The sequence below is a fragment of the Bradyrhizobium sp. HKCCYLRH2047 genome (genome assembly GCF_051168175.1).
Classification (GTDB): domain Bacteria; phylum Pseudomonadota; class Alphaproteobacteria; order Rhizobiales; family Xanthobacteraceae; genus Bradyrhizobium.
On record NZ_JBNPUM010000001.1, the window covers coordinates 790,057 to 816,993 of the forward strand.

The 26,937-nt window shown below is 66.5% G+C and carries 21 protein-coding genes; 10 read left to right on the forward strand and 11 right to left on the reverse strand.

Features of this window, described 5'->3' with window-relative positions:
- The first annotated feature begins 25 nt into the window (after positions 1–25).
- On the forward strand, positions 26–367 hold the full coding sequence (locus ACQR1D_RS03465; RefSeq protein WP_434838163.1) for an FmdB family zinc ribbon protein: 342 nt from the start codon (positions 26–28) through the stop codon (positions 365–367).
- A 29-nt stretch (positions 368–396) separates the two neighbouring features.
- Here ACQR1D_RS03465 and ACQR1D_RS03470 read toward each other — a convergent pair whose 3' ends face one another.
- From ACQR1D_RS03470 to ACQR1D_RS03485, 4 genes are all read right to left on the reverse strand, one after another.
- On the reverse strand, positions 397–1,218 hold the full coding sequence (locus tag ACQR1D_RS03470; protein ID WP_316215232.1) for an MlaD family protein: 822 nt from the start codon (positions 1,216–1,218) through the stop codon (positions 397–399).
- Between the two features lie 57 nt (positions 1,219–1,275).
- Entirely contained in the window at positions 1,276–1,992 is a 717-nt protein-coding gene (locus tag ACQR1D_RS03475; protein WP_434838162.1) for a DUF1614 domain-containing protein, read from the reverse strand.
- A gap of 114 nt (positions 1,993–2,106) precedes the next feature.
- Complete coding sequence (locus ACQR1D_RS03480) at positions 2,107–2,676, reverse strand: class GN sortase (RefSeq protein ID WP_316179360.1); 570 nt, start codon at positions 2,674–2,676, stop codon at positions 2,107–2,109.
- Between the two features lie 100 nt (positions 2,677–2,776).
- Complete coding sequence (locus ACQR1D_RS03485) at positions 2,777–5,044, reverse strand: marine proteobacterial sortase target protein (RefSeq protein WP_434893631.1); 2,268 nt, start codon at positions 5,042–5,044, stop codon at positions 2,777–2,779.
- A 200-nt stretch (positions 5,045–5,244) separates the two neighbouring features.
- Here ACQR1D_RS03485 and ACQR1D_RS03490 point away from each other — a divergent pair, with 200 nt between their 5' ends.
- On the forward strand, positions 5,245–6,018 hold the full coding sequence (locus tag ACQR1D_RS03490; RefSeq protein ID WP_434838160.1) for a helix-turn-helix domain-containing protein: 774 nt from the start codon (positions 5,245–5,247) through the stop codon (positions 6,016–6,018).
- Positions 6,019–7,009: 991 nt separating this feature from the next.
- Here ACQR1D_RS03490 and ACQR1D_RS03495 read toward each other — a convergent pair.
- A complete protein-coding gene (locus ACQR1D_RS03495; RefSeq protein ID WP_316179363.1) occupies positions 7,010–8,242 on the reverse strand; it encodes an ABC transporter substrate-binding protein in 1,233 nt (410 codons plus the stop codon).
- Positions 8,243–8,502: 260 nt separating this feature from the next.
- On the opposite strand from ACQR1D_RS03495, the gene ACQR1D_RS03500 reads away from it, so the two are divergent.
- From ACQR1D_RS03500 to ACQR1D_RS03515, 4 genes are all read left to right on the forward strand, one after another.
- Positions 8,503–9,642 (forward strand): acyl-CoA dehydrogenase family protein, encoded by a 1,140-nt coding sequence (locus tag ACQR1D_RS03500; protein WP_434893630.1) that lies wholly within the window; start codon positions 8,503–8,505, stop codon positions 9,640–9,642.
- A 144-nt stretch (positions 9,643–9,786) separates the two neighbouring features.
- The gene (locus ACQR1D_RS03505) at positions 9,787–10,956 is read left to right on the forward strand and encodes an acyl-CoA dehydrogenase family protein (RefSeq protein WP_434893629.1); all 1,170 of its coding nucleotides are present in this window, start codon (positions 9,787–9,789) and stop codon (positions 10,954–10,956) included.
- A complete protein-coding gene (locus ACQR1D_RS03510; protein ID WP_434893628.1) occupies positions 10,956–11,612 on the forward strand; it encodes a glutathione S-transferase family protein in 657 nt (218 codons plus the stop codon). The genes ACQR1D_RS03505 and ACQR1D_RS03510 overlap by 1 nt, the downstream gene beginning before the upstream one ends.
- Positions 11,613–11,790: 178 nt before the next feature.
- A complete protein-coding gene (locus ACQR1D_RS03515) occupies positions 11,791–12,585 on the forward strand; it encodes a helix-turn-helix domain-containing protein (protein ID WP_315801776.1) in 795 nt (264 codons plus the stop codon).
- Here ACQR1D_RS03515 and ACQR1D_RS03520 read toward each other — a convergent pair.
- Positions 12,552–15,137: a cation-translocating P-type ATPase gene (locus tag ACQR1D_RS03520; RefSeq protein WP_434891628.1), complete on the reverse strand. Its 2,586-nt coding sequence runs from the start codon at positions 15,135–15,137 to the stop codon at positions 12,552–12,554. The two genes, ACQR1D_RS03515 and ACQR1D_RS03520, sit on opposite strands and share 34 nt — an antisense overlap.
- Positions 15,138–15,325: 188 nt before the next feature.
- Between ACQR1D_RS03520 and ACQR1D_RS03525 the strand changes: the two genes are divergently transcribed.
- The 4 genes from ACQR1D_RS03525 to ACQR1D_RS03540 all read left to right on the forward strand — a co-directional run bounded on the left by ACQR1D_RS03525 (position 15,326) and on the right by ACQR1D_RS03540 (position 21,634).
- The gene (locus tag ACQR1D_RS03525) at positions 15,326–16,192 is read left to right on the forward strand and encodes a 3-keto-5-aminohexanoate cleavage protein (protein ID WP_434893627.1); all 867 of its coding nucleotides are present in this window, start codon (positions 15,326–15,328) and stop codon (positions 16,190–16,192) included.
- A 115-nt stretch (positions 16,193–16,307) separates the two neighbouring features.
- Complete coding sequence (locus ACQR1D_RS03530; RefSeq protein ID WP_434893626.1) at positions 16,308–17,906, forward strand: AMP-binding protein; 1,599 nt, start codon at positions 16,308–16,310, stop codon at positions 17,904–17,906.
- 138 nt (positions 17,907–18,044) lie between these two features.
- Complete coding sequence (locus ACQR1D_RS03535) at positions 18,045–19,661, forward strand: acyl-CoA carboxylase subunit beta (protein ID WP_434893625.1); 1,617 nt, start codon at positions 18,045–18,047, stop codon at positions 19,659–19,661.
- Positions 19,662–19,678: 17 nt separating this feature from the next.
- A complete protein-coding gene (locus tag ACQR1D_RS03540; RefSeq protein WP_434838214.1) occupies positions 19,679–21,634 on the forward strand; it encodes an acetyl/propionyl/methylcrotonyl-CoA carboxylase subunit alpha in 1,956 nt (651 codons plus the stop codon).
- 379 nt (positions 21,635–22,013) lie between these two features.
- Here ACQR1D_RS03540 and ACQR1D_RS03545 read toward each other — a convergent pair whose 3' ends face one another.
- The 5 genes from ACQR1D_RS03545 to ACQR1D_RS03565 all read right to left on the reverse strand — a co-directional run bounded on the left by ACQR1D_RS03545 (position 22,014) and on the right by ACQR1D_RS03565 (position 26,789).
- Positions 22,014–22,376 (reverse strand): response regulator, encoded by a 363-nt coding sequence (locus ACQR1D_RS03545; protein WP_434838152.1) that lies wholly within the window; start codon positions 22,374–22,376, stop codon positions 22,014–22,016.
- On the reverse strand, positions 22,363–23,745 hold the full coding sequence (locus tag ACQR1D_RS03550; protein WP_434838151.1) for a sensor histidine kinase: 1,383 nt from the start codon (positions 23,743–23,745) through the stop codon (positions 22,363–22,365). The genes ACQR1D_RS03545 and ACQR1D_RS03550 overlap by 14 nt, the downstream gene beginning before the upstream one ends.
- Before the next feature lie 328 nt (positions 23,746–24,073).
- Positions 24,074–24,379, reverse strand: coding sequence for a c-type cytochrome (locus ACQR1D_RS03555; RefSeq protein WP_316218713.1), 306 nt, complete (start codon positions 24,377–24,379; stop codon positions 24,074–24,076).
- Positions 24,380–24,391: 12 nt separating this feature from the next.
- A complete protein-coding gene (locus tag ACQR1D_RS03560; RefSeq protein ID WP_315801664.1) occupies positions 24,392–25,141 on the reverse strand; it encodes a CBS domain-containing protein in 750 nt (249 codons plus the stop codon).
- A gap of 97 nt (positions 25,142–25,238) precedes the next feature.
- Positions 25,239–26,789, reverse strand: a complete 1,551-nt coding sequence (locus tag ACQR1D_RS03565) for an AMP-binding protein (protein WP_434838150.1) — start codon at positions 26,787–26,789, stop codon at positions 25,239–25,241.
- Positions 26,790–26,937: the final 148 nt, after the last annotated feature.

Sequence of the window (26,937 nt, forward strand, 5' to 3'; positions counted from 1 at the left end):
ACGATGTTGCGCAGGAGACGAGACAATGCCGGTCTATGAATATCTCTGTGACGAATGCGGCCCCTTCACCGACATGCGCCCGATGTCGGAATGTGATGAGCCGCAGGTCTGTCCGCAATGCCAGGACATGGCGCCGCGGGCAATCCTCACCGCGCCCGCCTTCGCCTGCATGCCGGCGGAGCGGCGTACGGCGCACGCGACCAACGAGCGCAGCCGCCACGCGCCGCAGACGGTTGCCGAGTACAAGGCCAAGCATGGGCCGGCCTGCGGCTGCTGCTCGCCGAAGAAATCGCCGCGGCTGATGACCAAGACCAGGAGCGGCGCCAAGGGCTTTCCGACGGCGCGCCCCTGGATGATCAGCCACTGAACGAACGCGAGGGGCGGCGTGTCCGCCCCTCAGCGTGAGGCCGGCACCCGGCGTGGTCCCGGCGCGGGCTGGCCGCCGAACTTGACCGTCATCGCATTGGCGCCGTCGCTGATGTCGACCAGCGTCTTGCGGCTCTCGTCGATCACCTTGGCGGACTTGCGCTTGAAGCTGTCGACGAGCTCGCGCATGGACTTGATCTGATCGAACAGCTGGCCCGGATTGCCGTCCGCGAACCCGGGAATGGCGCCGTCGATCTTGGTGACCAGCGTATCGAAGCCCTTGAAGACATCCTCGGCCTTGTCGATCGCAGAGTCGAAGGCGGCGGTCTTGGCCTGCAGCGAGGCGGTCTCCGTTTCGAACGTCTGCAGCGCTTGCTTGATCGCCGGTGCGTTGCTGACGACGTATTTGTCGATGTTGTGCACCGTCTCGACCATCGTCTCCTGGTCCTTGAGGTCGGCCGTCAGCACCGGCACGCCGTCGCGATCCAGCGGCACCGGCGGAGCGGTCGGCGCGCCGCCGACCAGCGAGATCGCAGCGATACCGGTCAGGCCCTGGAACTCGATGCCCGCTGTGGTGTCCTTGCGGATCGGCGCTGACTTGTCGAGCGTGATCATGGCAACGATCTTGCGCGGGCTCTCGAGATTGATCGAGAGGATCTGCCCGGCCTGCACGCCATCGAAATTCACCGGCCCGCCCTTGCGGAGGCCGGCCGCCGAACCGCCGTCGAACACCACGCGCATGGTGCTGCGCTGCTCGGCGATGCGGCGCTTCTGCTTGATCAGGACGCCGCTGATCCCGGCCGCGACGGCCGCGATCGTCAGGGTTCCCACGATAAGATTGATCGCGCGCATTCCGTGTCCACTGCTGCCTTGGCTCGATTTTAGCCGCTATGTCTCCCGGTTGAAAGCTCAGCGCGCGAGGCCCGGCCGGGAGGGCGCGGCGAGGCCGGCCAGCAGCACCGCCAGGATACCGGTGAGAAAAATGCCATCGAACGTCCCGGCGCCGCCGATCGAGGCCACGGGCGCGCCGAGGCTGCCGATCTTGTCGAGGTTCATCAGGTCGGCGCCGACCAGCGTGCCCATCGAGCCGCCGATATAGGCCAGCGGCGCGGCATATTCGCGCGACAGCAGGAACGCCAGGATCGCGGTCACGACCACCGGCGCGAACACCGGCACGGCGATGCCGACGCCCTGCACCGGCGTCGCCATCGCGTGGATGATCACGGCGATCACCAGCACCGCGATCGCGGCGCGCAGCCAGAGCTGGTAGCGCAGCATGAGATAGGTCGACATGATCGTCGGGATCACCGCGCCGCCGACATTCACGGCGAGCAGAGTACCCGGCCATTGATGCACCAACGGCACGACATATTGCATGCCGAAAAAGTCGATGATCTCGCCAGAGCGCGCGACCTGCCCAGGCAGCATGGTGATTGGGATGTTGAAATAGCTGCCGACCAGCGAGCCGAACAGCAGCAGCATCGCGGTGCCCGAGCTGACGCCGAGCTTCATGTAGGCGTAGCGCAGGATGCCGAGCTGGATCAGGACGATCAGGACGCCGAAGGCGAGCACCAGGATCGCAAAGAATACGGGCGTGATCGGCAGATATTGGATCTGGGAATGCATGTCGAAAGCGCTTCGATGATGGACCGTGCCGCCCGCGCAGGATCATCTCACGCGGGCGACAGGGTGACAAATGGTCATTCGGCGCCTGGTTCCCAAGGGCAGCCATGGTCTCGTTCATTCTTCAGACGCGATCAGCGTGGCGTGCAGCACGTAGCGCTCCGGGCCCTGCGTCAGCGCGTCGAACGGCCAGCAGGTGGAGAGCACGAGCTCAGGGCGTTCGGTGTCCGGATCGATGCCGGACGCATCGAAACGCACGACGCTGGCCCCGTCGGCGCGATAGCGGAAGGTCTTGCCGTCGCGCCTGACGATGTCGATCTCGTCGCCGATGCTGACGTCCTTCAGGAAGCGGAAATGCGTGTCGCGATGGCCCGAGTAGACGGCGACACCCGGCTCGCCCGGCTCGGCGCTGCCCTCGACATGGCCGGCGCCGAAGGCCAATGCCTGGCCGCTCGAGCCGGCCAGCGCGATGGTGGAGACGCCGAGGCTCTTCACCTCGATGCGCGCCACCGGGACCATGTCGGCCCAGGACCACGGCTTGACCGGATGTCCCGTAGCGATGGTCTGGGAGAAGGCACGATCGAGCAGCACCTGCGCGACGATCGCCTTGGCATGGATGAGGGCGCCGTGGCCGAACAGGATGAGGCCGACAAGCGCGACTGCGAGCGGGATGACAAATCGTGGCATTCTCTCTCCTCCGTCATTGCGAGCGAAGCGAAGCAATCCAGAGTCGTTGTGCAGCCCCTGGATTGCTTCGTCGCTTCGCTCCTCGCAATGACGACATTGCTTAGTTGGCAGCCCGCCGCCTGATCGCGACGAGCCAGATCAGTTCGAGCATCAGCAGGCCCAACCCGAGCAGCATGCTGAGCTCCGCATCGGTCGCCGTCTTCGGCAGCGTGACCGTCGCAGGCGCTGCCGGCACCACCGGCCGCTTCAGCGCGGCGAGCTGGACGTCGCGGTCTGCTTCAGCGCGGCGCTCCTTCTGCATCGCCTGAATCCGGCCACGGTCGCCGAACACCTTCTCGAAATCCCAGCCGGCCGGCAGGTTGATCGGCAGTTCGGCGAGCCTCAGCGGCTCGCCGTCGGGACGGCGCGGCGTCTTGTCGACGGCGACGAGGCTGGTCAGGCGGCTCACCAGCCGGTGCTCCAGCGCGAGCTTCAGAATGGCGCCGTCGGCTTCCTCCGGCGTCATCTGCCGCATCGTCTTCGCCACCTCGGCATCGCCGATCTTGCGCCGCGCCCACAGCTTTGAAAGGCCCTTGCCCTCGGCGGCGCCCGACAGCGGCAGCGTGATGGTCCAGGGCTGGTCGCCGATGCGGCCCTTGAGCTGCAGCGAGCCGGCGAGACGATCGATTTTGGCGGCCAGCACCAGCGGCTCGTTGCGATAGACGTCCGGCAGCACCGCGGGCGTGAGGTCGGCAGAGGCTTCGGAGAACGTCGCGCTCAGCCCAGTCACCACCGGGTTCTCCAGCTTGGCGAACAAATCGCGCATGCGGTCCTCGACCTGCTCGACCGAACCGATATGGGTGAAGGCGCCGCGTCCGAGCTCGGCGGCGCGCGTCATCAGATAGGTGTTCGGCGCCGAGCCGATGCCGACCATGAAGATGCGCGAGCGGCCGCGCATCGCGGTGATGGTCTCGAACAGCTGCTGCTCGTTGCCGATGGCACCATCGGTCAGAAACACCACCTGACGCACGCGGTCGGAGTCGCTGCCGTCGTCGGTCAGCGCCGCGCGCATCGCCGGCACCATCTCGGTGCCGCCGCGCGCGTCGAGCGCACTGACGAAGCTGGTCGCGCTGCCGACATGCTCGGCATCGGCCGGCACCGAGGCGGGAAACAGCACGGTCATGGTGTCGTCGAAGCGGATCACGTTGAAGCGGTCGCCCGGCTGCAGCCGGTTCAGCGCATAGAGCAGGCTGGCCTTGGCCTGGCGGATCGAGGTGCCGCCCATCGAGCCGGAATTGTCGATCACGAAGATCACGTCGCGCGGCTGCGGACGCTGTGCCGACGCCGTCACTGCGGGAGGCGTGACGAAGGCGAGCAGATAGTCGGCATCGCCGACCTGCTCGTGTAACAGGCCGACCGACGGCGTCGCGGCGGCCGCCGGCTTCCAGGTCAGCTCGAAATCGCGATCGGCCGGCACCACGCCCTCGGCGAGTGTCACGACACGCGTCTTCGCATCGGGGCTGTCGATCGTCACCTGGTGATGGTGGCTCTTGACCTCGCCGATGACGAAGCCTGCCTGCAGCCGCACCGTGATCCTCGTCGGATTGACCGGATCGGTCTTGGCTGGGTCGAGCACCTCCGGCGAGATGCGGTCGCGATCAGGCACGGGATCGTTGCTCGCTGCGCCCCAGCCGTTGCCGCCCGGGCGCAGATCGACGCTCTGCACGATCGGCGCCGGATTGTAGCGCGGCGCCACGACCAGCGGCACCCGCAGCGAGAACTCGCCGCCGCTCGCGGCCACCGGCTGCTGATATTCGATCTGCACCAGCACGGTCTCGCCGGGGCCGATATTGGCGAGCGAGTTGGTGAAGATGTTCGGTCGCTCCTGCTCGGTGAGCGCCGCGGTCTTGCCGTCGCGCTTGGCCTGCTCATAGATCACCTTGGCCTGTTCGCGCGGCTTGATGTCGCCGACCACGACGCGGTCGCCGACGATCATCTTCAGTGTGTCGACCGCGCTGTCGGGTGGCAGCGGATAGACATAGACCGCCTCCATCCATTGCGAGCTGGTGTTCTTGAACAGCTGCGTCACGCGCGCCCGCGCGGTCGGGCCGGAGACGACGATGTCGACGTCGATGCCGAGCCGCGGCGCCTCGGCATAGCGGCCGTCGGACTTGAACAGCAGTGCGCCGGAGCGGGCGTCGCCCGGCCTGGTCAGCGGCGCCAATGGCCCTTCGGCGGACCAGCCAGGGGTGACGCTGAGAAACAGCGCCGTGAAGCCGACCAGCAGCACGGCGGCGGCCTGGAGCAGCAGGAATAGCAGCATGGTCACGATCCATGACCGGACCGGATGGGTGCTGCTTCTGATATCGTGGTCCATTGTCTCGCTCATCATTGCCTCCGCAACGAACAAATTCGGCAGGCCGAGACTGGGCGCAGCGCGCCGGCACCGCGAGCGGAATGGTCGGTCTTGTTCGGCCGCCGCCCGCCCGCGCATGTCCTGTCGTGGTCGAGAGCGCGGCTGATCTGTCCGGGTTTGTGCTGATTTGTCCGTCTGCTAGAAGAGGTGCGCATCACGCGGCAGGGGACAGGATGTCGATACCGGACAACAGCGAGCTTTCCGACGAGCAGAGCCGGCAGGTCGCCGAGACCGTCCGCGAGGAGATCGCGCGGCGCCGGATGTCGCGGCAGGCGCTGGCGGAGCAGGCCAGGCTGAGCCTCTCGACCCTCGAGAAGGCGCTCGGCGGCCGCCGCCCGTTCACGCTCGCCACCATTGTCAGGCTCGAGCAGGCGCTCGGCATGTCCCTGCGCAAGGCGCCGAGCGCACCTCTCGCCGCGCCTGCCGCGAGCGGCGGCATTGCACCCGACAGCCTCGGCTCCTATTCGCGGCGGGCCGTGGAGTGGATCGAGGGCACCTACGTCACCTTGCGCCCGTCATTCGGCGACAAGGACGCGATCTACGCCTACCGCACCGACATCGTCTGGGACGATGCCGCGTCGTCGCTGATGTTTCGCGAAGGCGCGCGGCTCGATGCGGCGTTCACGCAGTTCGGCGAGGTTGCCGTGCCAAACCAGTCCGGCTTCGTCTACCTCGTCACCAACCGCCACGGCCAGCACCGCCTGATCACGGTCTCCAGGCCGACCATCACCGGTGAGATGTACGGCATCATCACGACGCTCCTGGCGGGCCGCGGCTCGCTGCTGACCCCGATCGCCGCGCCGATCGCGCTGCTCCCGCTGCGCAATGTGGTGGAGCCGAGCTTCGGGCGGCTCGACGCTGATGATCGGCACTACGGTTTCTATCGCGAGCACCTGCGCAAGACCGTCGAGGAGCCGTTCGCGCTGTTCGTGCAGGGCGTGCCGTGAGATTGGGGCAGACGACTAACCGCCGTCATTGTGAGGAGCGAAACGACGAAGCAATCCAGAGTCGTGAACTCGGCCCTGGATTGCTTCGCTTCGCTCGCAATGACGGAGTTTGTAGTTGCCGCCGTGCTTCTAGCCATGCAGCGTCGTCCCGGCGAACGCCGGGACCCATACCCCCAGGGAGCGGTTTGAGTCCGGCTGGTCATTGGCTTTTTCGCGCCACATCACCGCCGCGGAGTATGGGTCCCGGATCGGCACCGTGCCGCGCTTCGCGCGTCACGGCTTGTCCGGGACGACGGCGGTGGGGTGAGGCGGATTCACGGGATCAAACAGCGCGACGTTCAAGCAGCCGAACGTCTGAACGACAGATCGGATCGATCAGCAGACAATCGACTAAGGACGTGTCATCGCAGTCTCGCGGCGACACTCGCCCGAGGTTTCAATCAGTCCGTCCCTCTTCACGTGCAGAGGGCGCAGGGAATGCCGGGTGAAGGCCTCACCCATGGCCCGCCTGCGAAAAAAATGCAGGCGGCAGGTACCACAGGCAAAGCCGAGCACGCCGGCATTCCCTGCGCGATGGGTTGAACGCTTATACGCAGTCTCCCTGGTGCACCGGCTTGTTGGCCACCATGCCGCGACAATGCTTGCGCGTTGCGCGGGAGACACCAGCTTCGGGGTGTCAGGACGCTGCGACTTCACGTCCGCAAGCGATCGTTCGTCCGCGCCTTCGTAAGAAGACGCTGCGATCTCTCGCGGCCACCGCATCCCCGCCTCGCGTGTCGTGACGATCGCGCGTAACGCCCCTCCGCAGTGAGGCGGGATGGCGAGAGAGAAACATGGATTCGGAAAAATAGCAAGAAGATTTTGCTTGGCAGAATTTGACCCGATACCGGTCGACTCCCCTCCCCGCAAGGGGGAGGGGAGTCGACCGGTATCGTGGTTAGAACGTGGGCATCAATTGCGCGCGGGTCTACCACCCGGCGCGTGCGTGAACCTACCCCCCGACGTCAGCGCTGATGATGTCGCCGAACAGATCCCACTTGCCGCCCTTGAACTGCATCATCTTGAGCTGCTCGATCGGGGCGAAATCATTCGGGCCGGTGTTGACCTTGATGCCGGGGATCAGGGTGTCAGGCGCAAAATCCTTCAGGCTGGCGGCCTGCTTCATGACGTTCTCGCGGGTCAGAGTGTCGCCGCACTGCTTCAGGGTCTGCACCATGGTCTGCGCCGCGGCATAGCCATAGGCGAGGTTGGCGTCGGAGATGTTGGCGCCGGGCATGTACTTGTCGATGAAGGCCATGAACTTCTTCATGCCCTCGTCGTCCTTCCACTGCGGATCCGACGGGTCCTTGAGATAGCCGGCGGAGAGCACGCCCTCGGAGGCTTCGAGGCCGGCCGGCTTCATCACGGCGCCGATCGAGATCGAGACGTCGGTCATCAGGTGCATCGGCTTCCACTCGAGCTCGGCGATCTTCTTGATCGCCTGGGCTGCGAATTTCGGCGTCGCGATGTTGACGAACACGTCGGCGCCGGTGCCCTTCAGCTTGACGATATGAGCATCGATCGACGGCTCCGAGGTCTCGTAGCTCTCCTCGGCCACGATCATGGTCTTGGCCTTGTCGCCCAGTACCTCCTTGATGCCGAGGACATAGTCCTTGCCGAAATCGTCATTGGCATAGAAGATCGCGATCTTCGCGTTCGGCTTCTCCTTGAGGATGTACTTGGCGAAGATCCGCGCCTCGACGCGGTAGCTGGGCTGGAAACCCATCGTCCACGGAAATTCCTTGGGGTCGTTCCACTTGCTGGCGCCGGTGGCGAGGAACAGCTGCGGCACCTTCTTGGCGTTGTGATATTTCTGCACGGCGGTCTGGGTCGGCGTGCCCAGCGCGTTGAACACCAGGAACACCTCGTCGCTCTCGATCAGCTTGCGCACCTGCTCGACCGTCTTCGGCGGGCTGTAGCCGTCGTCATAGGAGATGAAGTTGATCCGGCGACCGTTGATGCCGCCCTGGTCGTTGATCATCTTGAAATAGGCTTCCTCGGTCTTGCCGATGATGCCGTAGGCCGAGGCCGGGCCGCTATAGGCCTCGACATTGCCGATCTTGATCTCGGTGTCGGTGGCGCCGGTGTCGTATTTCTTTTGCGCAAGGGCGCTCTGGCTCGCCAGTACGGAAAAGGCGGCCGCGGCCGCGAATGAGAGCAGTGTCCTGGTCGTCATCGGCAACATTCCCTGGGCTTCCTCTGGTTGAATTTTCGTGATTGTCGTTCTTGCTCTTGGCCTGCGGCGATGGCGACCGTGCAAGGCCGCTCACCACAACGAGTGGGCAGATGTGTGCAATGCACTGTCTTGCGTCCAGGCGCTGGCCCTGGGAAGCCGACCGGGCGCGCCGCAGGTGATTTTGCCAGCCAGCCACTCCACGCAAGTTGATACGGGCGTTTCCGGCGCATCTTCTGAGGCGCACGAAGCAGGATCCTCCCGGCACCGCCATGACGAAAAGCCCGTTCTACACGGCCGAGCACGAGGCCTTCCGCGACGTCATCAAGCGCTTCGTCGACAAGGAGATCGCGCCGTTCGCGAGCGCGTGGGACGAGGCCGGCGAATTTCCGCGCGCGCTGTATCTGAAGGCGGCGGAGATCGGCCTGCTTGGGCTCGGCTTCCCGGAGGAATTCGGCGGCGTGCCGGCCGACCAGTTCATGAAGATCGTATCGTCGCAGGAATTGGCGCGTGCGGGGGCCGGCGGCATCAGTGCCAGCCTGATGAGCCATACGATCGGCGCGCCGCCGATCGCGCGCGCCGCGCAGCCGCAGGTGAGGGCGCGCGTGCTGCCGGAGATTCTTGCGGGGCGCAAGATCTCGGCGCTGGCGATCACCGAGCCGAGCGGTGGCTCTGACGTTGCCAATCTCAGGACCAGGGCCGTCCGCGACGGCGATCATTATGTCGTCAGCGGCGAGAAGACATTCATCACCTCCGGGATGCGGGCCGACTACATCACCGTCGCGGTGCGCACCGGCGGACCGGGGCCGGCGGGCGTCAGTCTGCTGCTCGTGCCCGGCGACACGCCGGGGCTGACGCGCACCAGGCTCGACAAGATGGGCTGGTGGGCGTCGGACACGGCGACCCTGCATTTCGACGGCTGCCGCGTGCCGGTCGAGAACCTGATCGGAGAGGAAGGGCAGGGCTTCAAGCTGATCATGCACAATTTCAACAGCGAGCGGATGGGCATGGCGGCGAGCTGCACGGCCTACGCCCGTGTCTGCCTCGACGATGCGATCGCCTACGCCCGGGAGCGCCACACCTTCGGCAAGCCGCTCGCCCAGCACCAAGTCATCCGCCACAAGCTGGTCGACATGGCGCAGCGCGTGGCGGCGTCGCAGGCGATGCTGGAAATGCTGGCGTGGCGGCTCGAACAGGGCGACAATCCGGTCGCCGAGATCTGCATGATGAAGAACCAGGCGACGCAGACGATGGCCTACTGCGCCTCGGACGCCGTGCAGATCTTTGGCGGCGCCGGTTTCATGCGGGGTGTCCGCGTGGAACGGATCTATCGCGAGGTCAAGGTCAACGCCATCGGCGGCGGCACGGAGGAGATCATGAAAGATCTGGCCAGCCGGCAGATGGGATTGTGAGTCGCGGCCTCTCCAAGCCCGTCATTCCAGGTTCAAGGCCTGCGGCCTTGCCCCGGACTGACGATCGTGAAGCAGTTAGATAAGACATAGCGAGATTCCGGGGTCGGCCGCTGCGCGGCCGCTCGGAATGACAGGGAATGAAACATGCTCTTCACCGCCGACCACGACGAACCGCGCCGCATCCTGCAGAAGTTCATCGCCGCCGAGATCAATCCTCACGTCGACGCATGGGAGGAGGCCGGCATCTTCCCCGCGCATGAGCTGTTCAAGAAGCTCGGCGACCTCGGCTTTCTCGGCCTCAACAAGCCGGTCGAGTTCGGCGGCCAGGGGCTGGACTATTCCTACGCGCTGATGATGGCGGAAGAGCTCGGCGCCATCAATTGCGGCGCGATCCCGATGGCGATCGGCGTGCAGACCGACATGGCGACGCCGGCGCTGGCGCGGTTCGGATCCGACGAGGTGCGCAAGGAGTTCCTGGCGCCGGCGATCGCCGGCGACTACGTCGCCTGCATCGGCGTGTCGGAGCCCGGCGCGGGCTCCGACGTCGCCTCGATCAAGACCCAGGCGCGCTCCGATGGCGACGACTACGTCATCAATGGCGGCAAGATGTGGATCACCAACGGCACGCAGGCCGATTTCATCTGCCTGCTCGCCAACACCAGCGACGGTCCCGTCCATCGCAACAAGTCGCTGATCTGCGTTCCGATGAAGAGCAAGGGCGTGCAGGTCGCGCGCAAGCTCGACAAGATGGGCATGCGCTCGTCGGATACCGCGCAGATCTTCTTCGACAATGTCCGGGTGCCCAAGCGCAACCGCGTCGGCGAGGAGGGCATGGGCTTCACCTACCAGATGATGCAGTTCCAGGAGGAGCGGCTGTGGGCCGGCGCCGCCTGCCTGAAGGCGCATGAGGCGATCATCAACGCGACCATCGAGTACACCCGCAACCGCAAGGCCTTCGGCCGCTCGATCCTCGACAACCAGGTCGTCCACTTCAAGCTCGCGGAGATGCAGACCGAGGTCGAGCTGCTGCGCGCGCTGACCTATCAGGCCGCGGAGGCGATGATCGCCGGCGAGGACGTGACGCGGCTCGCAACCATGGTGAAGCTCAAGACCGGCCGGCTCGGCCGCGAGCTCACCGACGCCTGCCTGCAATATTGGGGCGGCATGGGCTTCATGAACGAGACCCCGGTCAGCCGCGCCTATCGCGATTCGCGCCTGAGCTCGATCGGCGGCGGCGCCGACGAGGTCATGTTGACCATCCTGTGCAAGATGATGGGGACTTTGCCCGGCACCGGCAAAGCGGGGAACGCCTGATGATCACGCTGTATCATTGCGACGGCGCCCGGTCGTTTCGCCCGTTGTGGATGCTGGAAGAGCTTCGACTTAACTACGAGTTGAAGATGCTGCCGTTCCCGCCACGGGTGCTGGCGAAGGAATATCTGGCGATCAATCCGCTGGGCACGATCCCGCTTCTGATCGACGGCGAGACGAAGATGACGGAGTCCTCCGGCATCTGTCACTATCTCGGCATCAAGCACGGCCCGACGCCGCTGATGGTCGGACCTGAGGAGGCGGCCTACGGTGCGTTCCTCAACTGGATGTATTTCTCCGACGCGACGCTGACGTTCCCGCAGACGCTGGTATTGCGATACACTCAGCTCGAGCCGGAAGAGCGGCGTTCGCCGCAAGTCGCCGCCGACTACGCCAAATGGTTCCTGGGCCGGCTGCGCGCGGTGGAGGCAGCGACCGCGAATGCCGAGTTCTTGTGCGCCGGTCGTTTCACCGCGGCCGACATCGTGATCGGCTATGCGCTGCGGCTCGCCGACACGCTCGGCCTTTCCAAGGAGTTCGGGCCGAATGTGGCGGCCTATTGGGCGCGCCTGCAGCAGCGCGATGGCTACCAGAGGGCGCGCGCCGCCGAGCAGCGTGCAGGCGTGGAGCAGGGCATCAAGCCGCGCATCAGGCCGTGAGTTGCGCACGTCATTCGGGCGTCCCGGAATGACGGATGCATCCTTGAGCACTGGGTTAACCGCGACAAAAATCGGCAGTCATCGCCGATGACAGCGGCGCGAATTGCGCTATGGTTCTCTTCCAAAGAAGCGGCCGGCAGAGCCGCGCCTCAGGAGGAAGACCATGGATGTGAAGACCATGGACGTGACGCGCCGGGACTCCGGCCATCTCATGCTGATCACGCCCGAGCGCGTCTTCTACGCCGGGCTGCTCGGCCGTCCGCGCCAGCGCTGCTCGGGCGCGTGCCATATCTACGTCGCGCTCACCGGCAGCCTGCGGCTGATTCCCGATGGCGGCGAGGAGCGTTGCGGCGAGCTGCTGGTCGTGCCGCCCAACAGGCAGCACACGATCGAGAGTGATTATCGCACCGTCATCGTCGTGACGATCGAGCCGGAGAGCGTGCCGATCGGCGCCTTGGACCGCTTCGCGAGCAAGGTCACCCGCGAGGCGGAGGCCTATGCCTGCCGCATCCGCGCCGCCTATGAGGAGCTGGTGCAGCGGCCGCTGAGCGGCGACGTCACCAGCGCCGTGTTCGACCGGCTGTGCTTCGGCGAGGTGCTGCCGCAGCGGACGCTCGATCCCCGCGTGGTCAAGGCGATCGGCCTGATCAGCCGCTTCTCCGGCGAGCCGGCGACCGCCGAGAGCTGCGCCGCCGCCGTCGGGCTCTCGACGTCGCGCTTCCTGCATCTGTTCAAGGAGGAGACCGACATCTCCTTCCGCTCGTTCCGCGCCTGGAAGCGCGCGCGGCATCTGCTCAACTACGCCAACCAGGACCTCAACCTGGCGCATCTCGCGCAGGACATCGGCTATCCCGATTCCACGCATTTCAGCCACTCGATCCGCCGCTTCTACGGGCTGAAGCCGCGCGCGATCTTCTCCGGCTCGCGCGATCTCGCGATCTACCGCGCCGGCGAGGCGGCCTTGACCACCTGATCCGGCTTGTCTGCGCGCCGCGAGAGGGCGGCGCGCAGCGGAAACTTCGACAGTTCGAGCATGATCAGCGTCGTGATCGCGGCGGCTGCAGTCAGCGCGAGATCGTCGGCGTGCAGCGGTCCGAACCGGAACAGCGCCGCAGCGGCAGGCAGCGTCAGACTTGTCGCGAGCACGGCGACGACGAAGCCGATCACCAGCAGCAGCATGCGGTTCGGCCGCAGCAGCGCCTCGCGCAGCGAGCTCGAGAACGAGCGGTTGACGAAGATCAGGCTGACGATCACCGACACCAGGCTGAAGAACACCAGCGCGCGGAGCTCGTCGTCCGGCATGCCATTGCGGTGTGCCAGCAGCAGGACGCCGCCCGTGGCGAGCATCGCCAGGATGCCCTGCAGCGCCCCCCACAGCACCAGCGGCCGCGGCAGCAATGGCTCCTGCGGATCGCGCGGCGGCCGCCGCATGATGTCGCTCTCCTCGGTCTCGGCCTCGAACACCAGCGAGCAGACGGGATCGATGATCATCTCGAGAAACGCGATGTGCACGGGTCCGAGCAGGAGCGGCAGGCCGGTGACGAGCGGCAGCAGCGCCAGCCCGGCGATGGGAAAGTGCACGGCGAGGATGAAGCTCATCGCCTTGCGCAGATTATCGTAGATGCGCCGGCCGAGCCGGATCGCCTTGACGATCGAGCCGAAATCATCGTCGAGCAGCACGATCGCCGAGGCCTCGCGCGCGACGTCGGTGCCGCGGCCGCCCATGGCGATGCCGATATGCGCGGCCTTGAGCGACGGCGCGTCGTTGACGCCGTCGCCGGTCATCGCGACGATCTCGCCGTCGGCCTTGAGCGCGGTGACGATGCGCAGCTTCTGCTCCGGCATGATGCGCGCGAACGCCGTCGGCGCGCGCGCCGCAAGCGCCAGGGCGTCGTCGTCGAGATCGGCAAGCTCGGGGCCCGCGATGACGCGCTCGGGATCGATCCCGGCCTGCCGCGCAATGGCGGTGGCCGTCGCGGGATAGTCGCCGGTGATCATGATGACGCGGACGCCGGCGGCGCGGCACTCGGCGACGGCATCCTTCACCTCCGGGCGCAGCGGGTCGGCGAAGCCGACGAGACCGCGGAATGAGAACGCGAAGTCCTGCTGCGCGTCGGGGAGCGCCTCGCCGCTCCAGCTCGCCTCGGCGACGCCGAGCACGCGCAGGCCCTCGGCGGCGAGCGTCTCGACGCGCGCCTGCAGCGCCGCCAGCGCGCCGCCGTCGACGCCGCACAGCTTCGCGATCGCTTCCGGAGCACCCTTGGCCGCCGCGACACCGGCGCCGTCGCGCGACCAGACGTTGGTCATCGCCAGCAGGTCGGGGCGCAAACCGTAGCGCCGCTGCAACGTGGCGCCCGCGGTGGCGTCGGCGCCGAGCGCGTGCAGCGCCTTCTCCATCGGATCATGCGACTGCGGGTCGCAGGCGAGCACGGCGGTGGCGACGAGATCGCGGAACGGCGGTGCGATGGCTTCCGGCGTCGCCGTCGCAGGCTGCAGCACGCCGCCGTCCGGCAGCACCAGCCGGGCCACCATCATGCGGTTTTGCGTCAGGGTGCCGGTCTTGTCGGAGCACAGCACGGTGGCGGCGCCGAGCGATTCGATTGCCGAGGCGCGCCGCGTCAGCACCCGCGCCTGCGAGATGCGCCAGGCGCCCATCGCCAGAAACACCGTCAGCACCACCGGGAATTCCTCAGGGAGCATCGACATGCCCAGCGCGATGCCGGCGAGGATTCCCTCCAGCCAGCCGCCGCGGTACATCGCATAGAGCACGACCGTGATCGCAACCACGATGGCGCCGCCGATCGCGAACGCCACCACCAGGCGCCGGGTCTGCTGCCGCAGCCGCGGCGTCTCGGTCTCCAGGGCGGTCACCGACTGGCCGATCCTGCCGATCGCCGTGTGCGGCCCTGTCGCCATCACCTCGGCGATGCCGCCGCCGCGCACCACCAGGCTGCCGGAGAATACGAAGGGCTGGTCGTCGCCGCCGGCGATGGTTGCCGCGTCCATCGCTTCGCCGGCGGCCGGCCGCTTGCGCACCGGCACGGATTCGCCTGTCAACAGCGATTCATCCGTGAGCAGATCGTCGCAGTCGCGCAGCACCGCATCGGCTGCGACGCGATCGCCCTCCGAGAGCACGATGAGATCGCCGCGCACCACCTCGCGGCCGGCGATGCGGATGCGCTCGCCGTCGCGGATCACCAGGGCGCGCGGGCTGGACAGGTCGCGCAGCGATTCCAGCACGCGCTCGGTCCGCGCCTCCTGCACGATGGTGATGAAGACGGAAGCCGAGGCGAATACGCCGAGCAGGATCGCCTCCGCCATGTCGCCCAGCGCGAGATAGATGCCGGCGCCGCCCAGCAGCAACAGCAGCATCGGTTCCTTCAGAACGTCGGCGACGAGGCGCAGCATCGAGCGCGAGCCTGCTTGCGGCAGCTCGTTGAAGCCCTCCGTCTGCAGCCGGCGCGCGGCTTCCGCCGCGCTCAAGCCATCGGGAAACATCGGCGCAGGTTGTGGGTCGGTCGACATTGCACGCCCGTGAGGAGGAGAGCAGGAACCGCTTAGCGCCGTTTCCGGCCGCGGACTTGACGCAAAGCAATATCCGGTTGCGCTGCATGTCACCAGCGAGTCAACGCAAGCAGATCCCGGCGTGCGACCGTCATATACGGACCCTATCAGCACAGCGCCGCCTGCGCGCAGCCCATCGAACGAGTGCCATGAGCGACAAAGCCGTCATCACCTGCGCGCTGAACGGCGTGCTCACCGATCCCAGGCAGCATCACGTGCCGGTCACGCCCAAGGAGATGGCGCGCGAGGCGCGGCGCGCCTATGACGCGGGTGCGGCGATTATGCACATCCATCTGCGCCAGCAGGCCGCTGGCAAGGGGCATCTGCCGTCCTGGGACGTCGACGTCTCCCGCGAGATCCAGCAGGCGATCCGCGAGGCCTGCCCCGGCGTGATCATCAATCACACCTCGGGCGTGTCGGGACCGGACTATCAAGGCGCGCTCGACTGCATCCGGCAGACCCGGCCGGAGATCGCGGCCTGCAATGCCGGCTCGCTGAACTACCTCAAGGTCAAGGCCGACAACACCTGGGCCTGGCAGCCGATGATGTTCGACAATTCGGTCGAGAAGATCCAGGACTATCTCGCCGCGATGAAGGACGCGCACGCGATCCCGGAATTCGAGTGCTTCGATGTCGGCATCGTCCGCTGTGTCGGCATGTATCGCCAGACCGGCATGTATGACGGCCCGCTCGAATACAACTTCGTGATGGGCGTCGCGTCGGGCATGCCGGCTGATCCCGAGCTGCTGCCGATCCTGCTCAAGCTGAAGCTCGCCGAGGCGCATTGGCAGGTCACCGCGATCGGCCGCGCCGAGATCTGGCCGCTGCACCAGCGTTGCGCCGAGCTCGGCGGCCATCTCCGCACCGGACTGGAGGACACGTTCTATCTCGCCGACGGCACCAAGGTGACCTCGAACGGCCAATTGATCGAGGCGATCGCCGCCTGCGCAAGGCGGACGGGCCGCGAGATCGCAAGCCCGGCCGAGGCGCGGCGGATGTTCGGGACTGTCAACTGACGCGACATGCTCCGTCATTGCGAGCGCAGCGAAACAATCCAGAGTCGTGGGCGGGGCCCTGGATTGCTTCGTCGCTGCGCTCCTCGCAATGACGCCGATGGGGAGGAGTAAATCAATGACCAATCTTGAGACCACCGGCGGCGTGCCCGGTCCGGGCCGGATCGGCCGGGTTGCGATCGGCGATCTCTTGAAGCGCGCGGCGCGGCGCTTCCCGGAGCGGGTTGCGATCACCGATGGCGGCCGCCAGGTGACGTTCACCGAGCTCGAGCGCGATGCCAACCGGTTCGCGAACCATCTCCTCGCCAAGGGGCTGAAGCCGGGCGAGACAATCTCGACGGTCTGCAACAACTCGGTCGAGTTCGTCAAAGCGCTGTTCGGCATCCACCGTGCCGGCCTGGTCTGGGTGCCGATCAACACCATGCTCGGGGCCGCCGACATGGACTACATCCTCGGCCATGCCGAGGTGCGGTTCGCGCTCATCGACGACAATCTGGTTGCGCAGCCGGAGCGGCGGGCGGCGCTGGAACAGCGCGGCGTCGAGCTGATCGCCGTCGATCTCACCGGGACGGCGAGGACCGCGGGGCTTGCCAGCTTCAACGACCTCATCCAGGGGCATTCGGACGTCGAGCCCGAGATCGAGATCAACGACCGCGATCTCGCGATGATCATCTACACGTCGGGCACGACGTCGCGGCCGAAGGGCGCGATGCATTGTCACCTCGCCGTGGTCATGGCCGTGATGAGCAACTGCATCGAGATGCAGCTCTCGCGCGACGACGGCATCACCGGGCAGTTCCCGCTGTTCCACTGTGCCGGCCACGTGCTGCTGCTCAGCTATCTCTCGGTCGGCGGCCGCATGGCGCTGATGCGCGGCTTCGACCCGGTCGCCTGCATGGAGGCGATCGTGCGCGATCGGCTGACCGTGTTCGTCGGTCTGCCGTTGATGTACCAGGCCATCCTCGATCATCCGCGGCGCAAGGAGTTCGACCTCTCGCATCTGCGCACCTGCCTCTACACCATGGCGCCGATGGGTCGGCCGCTGCTCGAGCGCGCGATCAAGGAGCTGTGTCCGAACTTCGCGCTGACCAGCGGTCAGACCGAGATGTATCCCGCGACGACGATGTCGCGGCCCGAGGTCCAGCTCAACCGCTTCGGCAACTACTGGGGCGAGTCGCTGTTCGTCAACGAGACCGCGATCATGGACGATGCCGGCAATCTGCTGCCGCCGGGCGAGATCGGCGAGCTCGTGCATCGCGGCCCCAACGTGATGTTGGGCTATTACAAGGATCCGAAGTCGACCGAGGACGCCCGCAAGTTCGGCTGGCACCACACCGGCGATCTCGCGGTCATCGACAACGGCGAGGTGCTGTTCCTCGACCGCAAGAAGGACATGATCAAGTCCGGCGGCGAGAACGTCGCCTCGGTCAAGATCGAGGAGACCCTGCTGGCGCATCCGGCGGTGCAGAATGCCGCCGTCGTCGGCCTGCCGCATCCGCAATGGGGCGAGGCGGTGTCGGCCTTCGTCAAGCTCAAGCCCGGCGCGCAGGCCAGTGAGACCGAGCTGCTCGAGCACTGCCGCAAGTCGCTCGGCGGCTTCCAGGTGCCGAAGCTGGTGCGGGTGCTCGAGGAGATGCCGATGACGGCCACCGGCAAGCTGCGCAAGGTCGAGCTGCGCCAGGCCTATGGCGAGCATTTCGCGGCGAAGAGCGCGTGAGCCGTCTACTCGACTTCCTCCGTCATTGCGGGATGACCCGAAGGGCCAGGCCCGGAATCCATACTCCCCATCGTGGCGATGGATTCCGGGCTCGCGCTCCGCGCGCCCCGGAATGACGCCAAATGAGAGAACCCGTCCGTGGCCGTGATCGACAACACCATCTCTCCGTCCGGCGCCGCCTTCCAGGCCAACCGTGACGGCATGCTCGGCCTGATCGCGCGGATGCGCGATCTCGAGGCGCGCGCGCGCAATGCCTCCGCGGCGGCCAAGGAGCGCTTCCATCAGCGCGGCCAGTTGCTGCCGCGCGAGCGCGTCGCCCTGGTGCTCGACCCTGGCGCGCCGTTCCTCGAGCTGTCGACGCTTGCCGGCTACATGTTCGATACGCCGGACCCGGCCAAGAGCGTGCCGGGTGGCGGCGTCATTGCGGGTATCGGCTTCGTCGCCGGCGTGCGCTGCATGGTCTCGGCCAACGACGCCGGCATCGATGCCGGCGCGCTGCAGCCTTACGGCCTCGACAAGACCTTGCGCGTGCAGGAGCTGGCGCTGGAGAACAAGTTGCCCTACGTGCAGCTCGTCGAGAGCGCCGGCGCCAACCTGCTGCGCTACCGCGTCGAGGATTTCGTCCGCGGCGGCAACATCTTTCGCAACCTGGCGCGACTCTCGGCGGCCGGCCTGCCGGTGGTCACCGTGACGCATGGTTCGTCGACCGCGGGCGGTGCCTATCAGACCGGATTGTCCGACTACATCGTCATGGTGCGCGGCCGCACCCGCGCCTTCCTCGCCGGACCGCCGCTGCTGAAGGCCGCGACCGGGGAGATCGCCACCGAGGAGGAGCTCGGCGGCGCCGAGATGCACACCTCGATCTCCGGGCTCGGCGACTATCTCGCCGAGGACGATCGCGACGCGCTGCGCATCGCGCGCGAGATCATGGGCAAGCTCAACTGGGACCGGCCATCGCAGGAGCCATCGCCGGTCAAGCCGCCGCGCTACGATCAGGAGGAGCTGCTCGGCATCATGCCGCTCGACCACAAGCGTCCGGTCGACATGCGCCAGGTCATTGCGCGCATCGTCGACGACAGTGACTTCGTCGAGATGGCTCCGAACTACGGACCGGCCACGGTGTGCGGCCATGCCCGCGTCGAGGGCCAGGCGATCGGCATCGTCACCAACAACGGCCCGCTCGATCCTGCCGGCGCCAACAAGGCGACGCACTTCATCCAGTCCTGTTGCCAGAGCCGAACGCCGATCCTCTATCTCAACAACACCACAGGCTACATGGTCGGCCGCGCCTATGAGGAGGCCGGCATGATCAAGCACGGCTCCAAGATGATCCAGGCGGTGACCTCGGCGACCGTGCCGCAGATCACGCTCTATTGCGGCGCCTCGTTCGGCGCCGGCAATTACGGCATGTGTGGCCGTGGGTTCCACCCGCGCTTCTGCTTCTCCTGGCCCAACGCCAAGACCGCCGTGATGGGTGGTGAGCAGGCGGCGGAGACGATGGCGATCGTGACCGAAGCGGCCGCGGCCCGCCGCGGCAAGCCGGTGGAGCGCGAGAAGCTCGACGCCATGAAGGCGCAGATCATCGGCGTGTTCGACAGCCAGATGGACGTGTTTGCGACCTCGGCGCGCGTGCTCGACGACGGCGTGATCGATCCGCGCGACACCCGCGCGGTGCTGTCGGAGGTGCTGGCGATCTGCCGCGAGGCGGCGGCGCGACAGCCGCAGCGCATGCAGTTCTCGGTGTCCAGGCCATGAGCGGAGAGATGACGGGAATGCAACGCAGGCCGTTCCACAAGGTACTGATCGCCAACCGCGGCGAGATCGGCTTGCGGATCATGCGTACCGCGCGCCGGCTCGGCTACGGCGTGGTCGCCGTCTATTCCGATGCAGATCATGATGCGCCGCATGTCCGGTTCGCCGATCAGGCGGTCCGCATCGGCGCGCCGCCGCCGGCGCAATCCTATCTGAACGTCGCCGCGATCATTGCTGCCGCAAAGGCGACGGGCGCGGATGCCGTGCATCCCGGTTATGGCTTCCTCGCCGAGAACGAGGATTTTGCGCAAGCGTGCAAGGAGGCCGGTCTGGTGTTCATCGGACCATCGCCCGAGGCGATCAAGGCGATGGGCAACAAGGCCGGCGCCAAGGTGATCATGAGTTGCGCCGGTGTGCCCTGCGTACCCGGCTATCAGGGGGAGGACCAGGGCGACGACGCGATGCTGCGCGAGGCGCACCGCATTGGTTTCCCGGTTATGATCAAGGCCGTCGCCGGTGGCGGCGGCCGCGGCATGCGGCACGTGACAGACGCCGGCGCGCTCCCCGATTTGCTGCGCAGTGCGCGCTCGGAAGCGGCCGCCGCGTTCGGCGACGGCACCGTCATCCTCGAGAAGGCGATCGCAAATCCGCGCCACATCGAGATCCAGGTGTTCGGCGATTCGTTCGGCAATGCCGTCCATCTCGGCGAGCGCGACTGCTCGGTACAGCGGCGGCATCAGAAGCTGATCGAGGAGGCGCCGTCGCCGGCGGTCGGGCCGGAGCTGCGCGCGCGCATGGGCGCGGTGGCGGTGCAGGCGGTGAAGGCGCTGGGCTATGAGGGAGCGGGGACGCTGGAATTCCTGCTCGACGGCGACGGGCAGTTCTACTTCATGGAGATGAACACGCGGCTGCAGGTCGAGCATCCCGTGACAGAGGCCTTGACGGGACTCGATCTCGTCGAATGGCAATTGCGCGTCGCCGCCGGCGAGCCGCTGCCGTTACGCCAGGAGCAGATCAGCTTCTCGGGTCATGCGATCGAGGTGCGACTATGCTCCGAGGATGCGGCGCACGACTTCATGCCGCAGTCCGGGCGGATGGCGCTGTGGCAGATGCCCGAGACGATCCGGGTCGAGCATGCGCTGGAGTCCGGCGCGGAGATCCCGCCCCATTACGATTCGATGATCGCCAAGCTGATCAGCTATGCTGCGACTCGTGAGGAGGCGCGCGCAAGGCTGATCGCCGGATTGGAGCAGGCCGTTGCCTTGGGCGTCCCGACCAACCGGGCCTTCCTGATGTCCTGCCTGCGGCATCCGGCCTTCGCCGCGGGCAAGGCGACCACCGCATTCATCGCGGCGCATCGCGACGAGCTGCGTGCGCCGGCCGCCGAAGCGGCAGACCTCGCGCTGGGCGCGCTGCTGCTCTCCGTCAGCCATCCGCTCGCGCATCCCGTCCGCCGCGGCCGCTCGCTCGCGGCCGCCTTCGCGACGCCGCTCCGGTTCGAGATCGCCGGCGAGGTGGCCGAGTGCGAGCTGCTGCGCGAGCGTGATGGAATCTATCGCGTGACGCGTGGCGATGCAGAGCATCGCTTCGAGATCGTATCGCTCACGGATGATGCGATTCGGGTTCGTCACGCCGAGACCGTCGAGAGCGTGCGCTTCGTCCGCGACAACGATCGGCTGTTCGTCCAGCATCGCGGCCAGACGCTGGCGCTGCGCGACGTGACGTTGGCCAGGCCGCAATCCTCAGCGGCTGGCGGCGGTGATGGCAGGGTTCGCGCGGCGTTGAATGGTCGTGTGGTCGCGGTGCTGGTGAAGCCGGGCGACAGCGTGGCTGTGGGACAGCCGGTGGTGACGCTCGAGGCGATGAAGATGGAGCACGTCCACACCGCCGGCATCGCCGGAACGGTGACCGCGATCGAGGTTGCCGAGGGCGACCAGGTGACGACGGGCCGGATCGTGGCGGAGATTGCGGCCTGATCGTCGGGCAGGGGAGTGAGCTACGGGAAGATCTGCGACGAAGGCAATCATTGCTTGTCGCAGCGCGTGTGTGCCGACATCTTGCGGCTGGCTCGGTGCACCTCTCCCCGCCCGCGGCAAGCGGGGAGAGGCCGGATTGCATCGTCAGATGCAATCCGGGTGAGGGGGGTACAGGTCTATCCACGTATACTTCTCGTGCGGCTGCCCCTCACCCCACCCCTCTCCCCGTAAGAACGGGGCGAGGGAGCCTACCGTCCGTGCCGAAATGGCTCGCTTCTCGTCTCTGCGCGTGTCTCGTCTCCAGCTGTTTGCAAACGAATTCGTCGCAAAGAGGAAAGTACGCGAACCAGCGGGATTTTAGCTCGGTCGCTTGCGACTCTCACTCGTGCAATTGCCGCCTCAGCGCGGCGACCAGCCGTGACGTCTGGAACGGCTTCGACAGCAGCGGTGCAGTGGCGAATTCTTCCGGGCATTGATCGACGGAATAGCCGGTGACGGCGACGAAGGGCACGCCGGCCGCGACCAAGGCGCGCGCGATCGGCGCCGATGTTTCCTGCCCGAGATTGACGTCGAGCACGGCAAGATCGCAATGATTCCGCTCTAGCAGATGGAGGGCTTTGTGCACGGTCGGCGCCACGCCGACCACCGTGAATCCGGCGGCTTCCAGCTCGACCGCGAGGTCGAAGCCGATCATGGGATCGTCCTCGACGATCAGGAGATGAGTCTTCTCACTGGCGCGCATGATGGCGGTCGCGGCAGAGGCGTTGCAGGGGGCACCTCAGGTGCCAGCGCAGTCCGGCCGGCAGGAACTCGACCTCGACCGTTCCATCCAGGCCGGCGCGCACCAGGTCGGAAATCACCCGGCTGCCGAAACCGGTGTGCTCCGGCGGCGCGACCTCAGGTCCGCCGCTCTCGATCCAGGTCATGTCGAAGCTGTCATCGATGCGCAGCCAGCGGATCGCGATCCGTCCGTCGTCGTTCGACAGCGCACCATATTTGGCGGCGTTGGTGGCGAGCTCGTGAACCGCCATGCCGATCGACTGCGCGGCCTCCGGCGTCAGCTCGATCGATGGTCCGTCGATCGCGATGCGGTTGCCGATCAGGTCGTTGAACGCGCCGAGTTGCGAGCGGACGAGCCCGTCGAGCGGAATGAAACGCCAATCGTTCTGAATCAGGAGATCCTGATTGCTCGCGATCGCCTGCAGGCGCTCCAGAAAGCGGTTGAGGTCGAGCTGGCGGCCGTGACGGGTCATCTGCCGGGCGATCGCCTGCACCAGCGACAGCAGGTTCTTGCTGCGGTGGTTCACCTCGGCCAGCAAGGTGCGCAACTGCTCCCTCGTCTGGCGCTTGTCGGTGATGTCACGCACGATCTTGGAGGCGCCGATGATGCGGCCGCTGGAATCCCGGACCGGCGAGACCGTCACCGATACGTCGATGAGTGCCCCATCCTTGCGCAGGCGGATGGTCTCGAAATTGTCGATGATCTCGCCGGACAGCACGGTGGCAAGGATCCGGTCCTCCTCGGCCTGGCGCTCCTGCGGGATGATCGTGCGGATCGAGTGGTTGACCATCTCGCCTTCCGAGAAGCCGAAGATGCGTTCGGCGCTCTTGTTCCAGCTGGTGATCGTGCCGTCCAGCGTCTTGCTGACGACGCCGTCCGAGGACGAGGCGACGATGGCCGCGAGCATCGCCGACGCACGCTCGGCCTTCTTCGACAGCGTGACGTCGCGGATGATTTTGGAGATGCCGACGATCACGCCGGTGCTGCTGCGGATCGGTGAAAACGTGATGGAGACCTCGATCGGGCGTCCCGGCTTGGTCAGCCGGACGGTCTCGAAGCTCTCGATCGCTTCGCCCGCGTTGACCCTGGCGCGCAAGGCGCTCGCTTCTTCCGCCAGCTCGGGGGGTATGATCTCGGAGACGGGTCTGCCGATCATTTCAGCCGCGGTGAACCCCAGCATCCGTTCGCTAGCCGCATTCCAGCTGCGGATGATACCGTCTGCGGTGGTGCCGACAATGGCGTCGGCCGAGCACTCCACGATCGCCGCCAGATAGGCCGTATCGTCGTCGGTTACGCGTGGGGCGGGGGAGGCGCCGGGCATTCCGTGCACGTCGCAGGCTCCTTGCTAACAGGTCGACAGAGAAGACGCCGCGCGCGGGATTACCAACTTGTTTGTGTACAAATGCAAGGGCTATCTCGATCGCTGCTTGTTGTTGGTTTTTCCGGCAACGAGGACAGGACGGCTTGCCGCCAGCAGACCCCCCAGGGGCCGTGCGACGTGCTCCAGCTCACGACGGCGAACACCAAGAACGCAGGCTTGGGCGGTTTGTTCCAAGGGATCCTGTTAAATTGCCGCCGAACCGGCGCCAGGGTGCGCTTGCAGCCGGACGCCGCCGGCCGGGGGCTGCGGCTCAACCCATTGGCGAATGTGGCCTTAACTACTTCCTCAGGCTGAGAATGTAGCCTGCCAGGTCGGCCGCATCATTCGCACTGAGCGGATTGTTGGCCATCGTTGCGTGGGGAAGCAGGAGGAACTTGGTCAGCATCTCCTTCGTCACGTCGTCCCTGGCCGCGATGGCGACGAACGGCCGGGCGCGCCGGAACTTGGTCGGCTTGGTGGCCACCGCGTGGCAGGCGGCGCACCAGCGCTCGGCGAGCTGGCGGCCGTGGTCGAGATCCTCGGCGGCCGCCGGAGCGGAGAGCAGGACCAGCAGCAGCAGCGATGGTACGGAGGCACGTCGCACGCCCGGTTCTCCTCACAGCGGCTGGTCGTCGTCGGTCGACGGCTGGTCCTGCAGCGAGACGATGTCACCGCCGCCGAACTCGTCTTCTGGGGGCGGATAGACCCACATGTGGTCGCGCACGCTCCTGACGCCCTGGACGCTCTTGGCCGCCACGATCGCCGTGGCCCGCTCCTTCTCGTTGCGCACCGCCCCCGTGAGATGCGCGATGCCGTTGCGGACGACGACGTTGAAGCGGCAATGCTTGCAGGCGGCCTGGTCGAGTGAATCGAGGATGGCGCTGCGGATGCCGTCATCGTCGGGGGTGGGGCCCGGAACGGCAGTGGCGAGGTCGGCCACGGTTTGCAGGAAATCCGTATGTGTCACCACGCCGGCCAGCCGGTCGCCACTCATCACCGGGAGACGCTTGATGTTGCGCTTTTCCATGATCTCGGCGATCTCCGCCAGGCTGGCATCGGCGCTGACGGTGACCGGAGGCTGGCTCATGATGTCGCCGACCGTCCGGCCGTGGGAATGGACGAAGTCGGCGCCGATGCGACCGCGGCCGACCAGGAGGTCGAGCCAGCGGCCTTGCCTGCGCTCGGTGCCGAGCTCGGCGCGGCGCAGGAAATCACCGTCCGTCACCATGCCGACGAGCGTACCGGACGCGTCGACCACCGGCAGCCCGCCGATGTGGTTGTGCAGCATGATCCGCGCTGCCTCGGCCACCGGGGTTCCGGGCGTCACCGCGATCACGGATCTGGTCATGATTTGATGAGCGCGCATGTCGTCGTCTCGTGCAATCGCTACGGTCGCAATCGATGGAGAATAGCTCCGCGGCATCGCGCGCGCTTGACCAGGATCAATCCGAGGTCGTGCCGCCCTACACGATCCTTGACGTCTTGTTGCCCCAATAGCGGTCGCGCAGCAGGCGCTTGTAGAGCTTGCCGGTCGGCAGCCGCGGCAGCTCCTTCTCGAAATCGATCGAGCGCGGCACCTTCTGCCGCGACAGCGACTGCCGGCAGAACGCGATCAGCTCCTCTTCCAGCTCAGGCCCGGGCATGATGCCCGACATCGGCTGGACCACCGCCTTCACCTCCTCGCCGAGATCGGGATTGGGCACGCCGAACACGGCGGCATCGGCGACCTTCGGATGCGTGATCAGCAGGTTCTCGCATTCCTGCGGGTAGATGTTCACGCCGCCGGAGATGATCATGAAGGTGGCGCGGTCGGTGAGATAGAGATAGCCGTCGGCATCGACATAGCCGACGTCGCCCACGGTGCTCATGCTGCCGTCGGCCGAACGGGCCTCCTTGGTGCGCTCGGGGTCGTTGAAGTATTCGAACGGCGAGCCCGTCTTGAACCACACCGTGCCGGCGGTCCCGACCGGGCAAGGCTGCATGTTTTCGTCGAGGATGTGCAGGTCGCCGAACAGCACCTTGCCGACCGTGCCGCGATGCGCGAGCCATTCCGCGCTGTCGCAGGCGGTGAAGCCGAGGCCTTCGGTGGCGCCGTAATATTCGTGGATGATCGGCCCCCACCATCTGATCATGTCCTCCTTGACCTGTGCCGGGCAGGGCGCTGCGGCGTGGATTGCGACCTCGAGCGAGGAGAGGTCGTAGCGGGTCCGAACGTCCTCCGGCAGCTTGAGCATGCGCGAGAACATCGTCGGCACCAATTGGGTGTGCGTGATGCCCCATTGCTCGACGAGCTGGAGATAACGCTCGGGATCGAACGTCTCCATGATGATGGCGGTGCCGCCGACGCGGATGGTGAGGTTGACCGCGGCCTGCGGCGCGGAGTGATAGAGCGGCGCCGGCGACAGGTAGATCATGCCCTCGCGGTAGCGCCACAGCCTTTCCAGGAAGTCGAAGATCGGAAGCTGCTGCACCGGCGGCTGCTCGGGCAGCGGCCGCAGGATGCCCTTCGGCCGGCCCGTGGTGCCGGAGGAGTACAGCATTGCGGTGCCGACGCATTCGTCGGCGATCGGCGTCGCCGGCAGGCCGGCTGTGGCCTCGGCGAGGCCGACGATCCCCTCGCTCTCGCCTGCGCCATCGGCGACGATGCACAGCTCGATGCCGGGCGCCTCCTTCAGCGCCTCGCGCGCGACGTCGAGCTTGGCCAGGGAAGTGATCAGGAGCCGCGACCGGCTGTTATTGAGGATGTAGGTCAGCTCGCCGGGCGTGAGGTAGGAGTTCACGCAGGTGAAATACAGCCCGGAGCGCTCGCCGGCGCCGCACGCCTCCAGATAGCGGCTGTTGTTCTCCATGAAGATCGAATAGTGGTCGAGCCGCTTCAGGCCGCGTTGGCGGAACAGATGCGCCAGCCGGTTGCTGCGCGCCTCCAGCTCGCGATAGGTCACGACCTCGCCGGTCGAGGCCATGATGAAGGCAGGCTGCAATGGGCGCAGCCGGGCGTGCTTGCCGGTGTACATGTGTCCTCCTGCCGATACGCGCAGCTCGCCGCGGCGCGCGGGCGGGAGGAAGGCGCCTGCCGCGGCACCTCGGCATGGCGACGCGATGCAGACGATGCTGCCTCACGCGTCCAGGCGGTTTCCGTCCCTGCGCACCATCCCGGCGGGA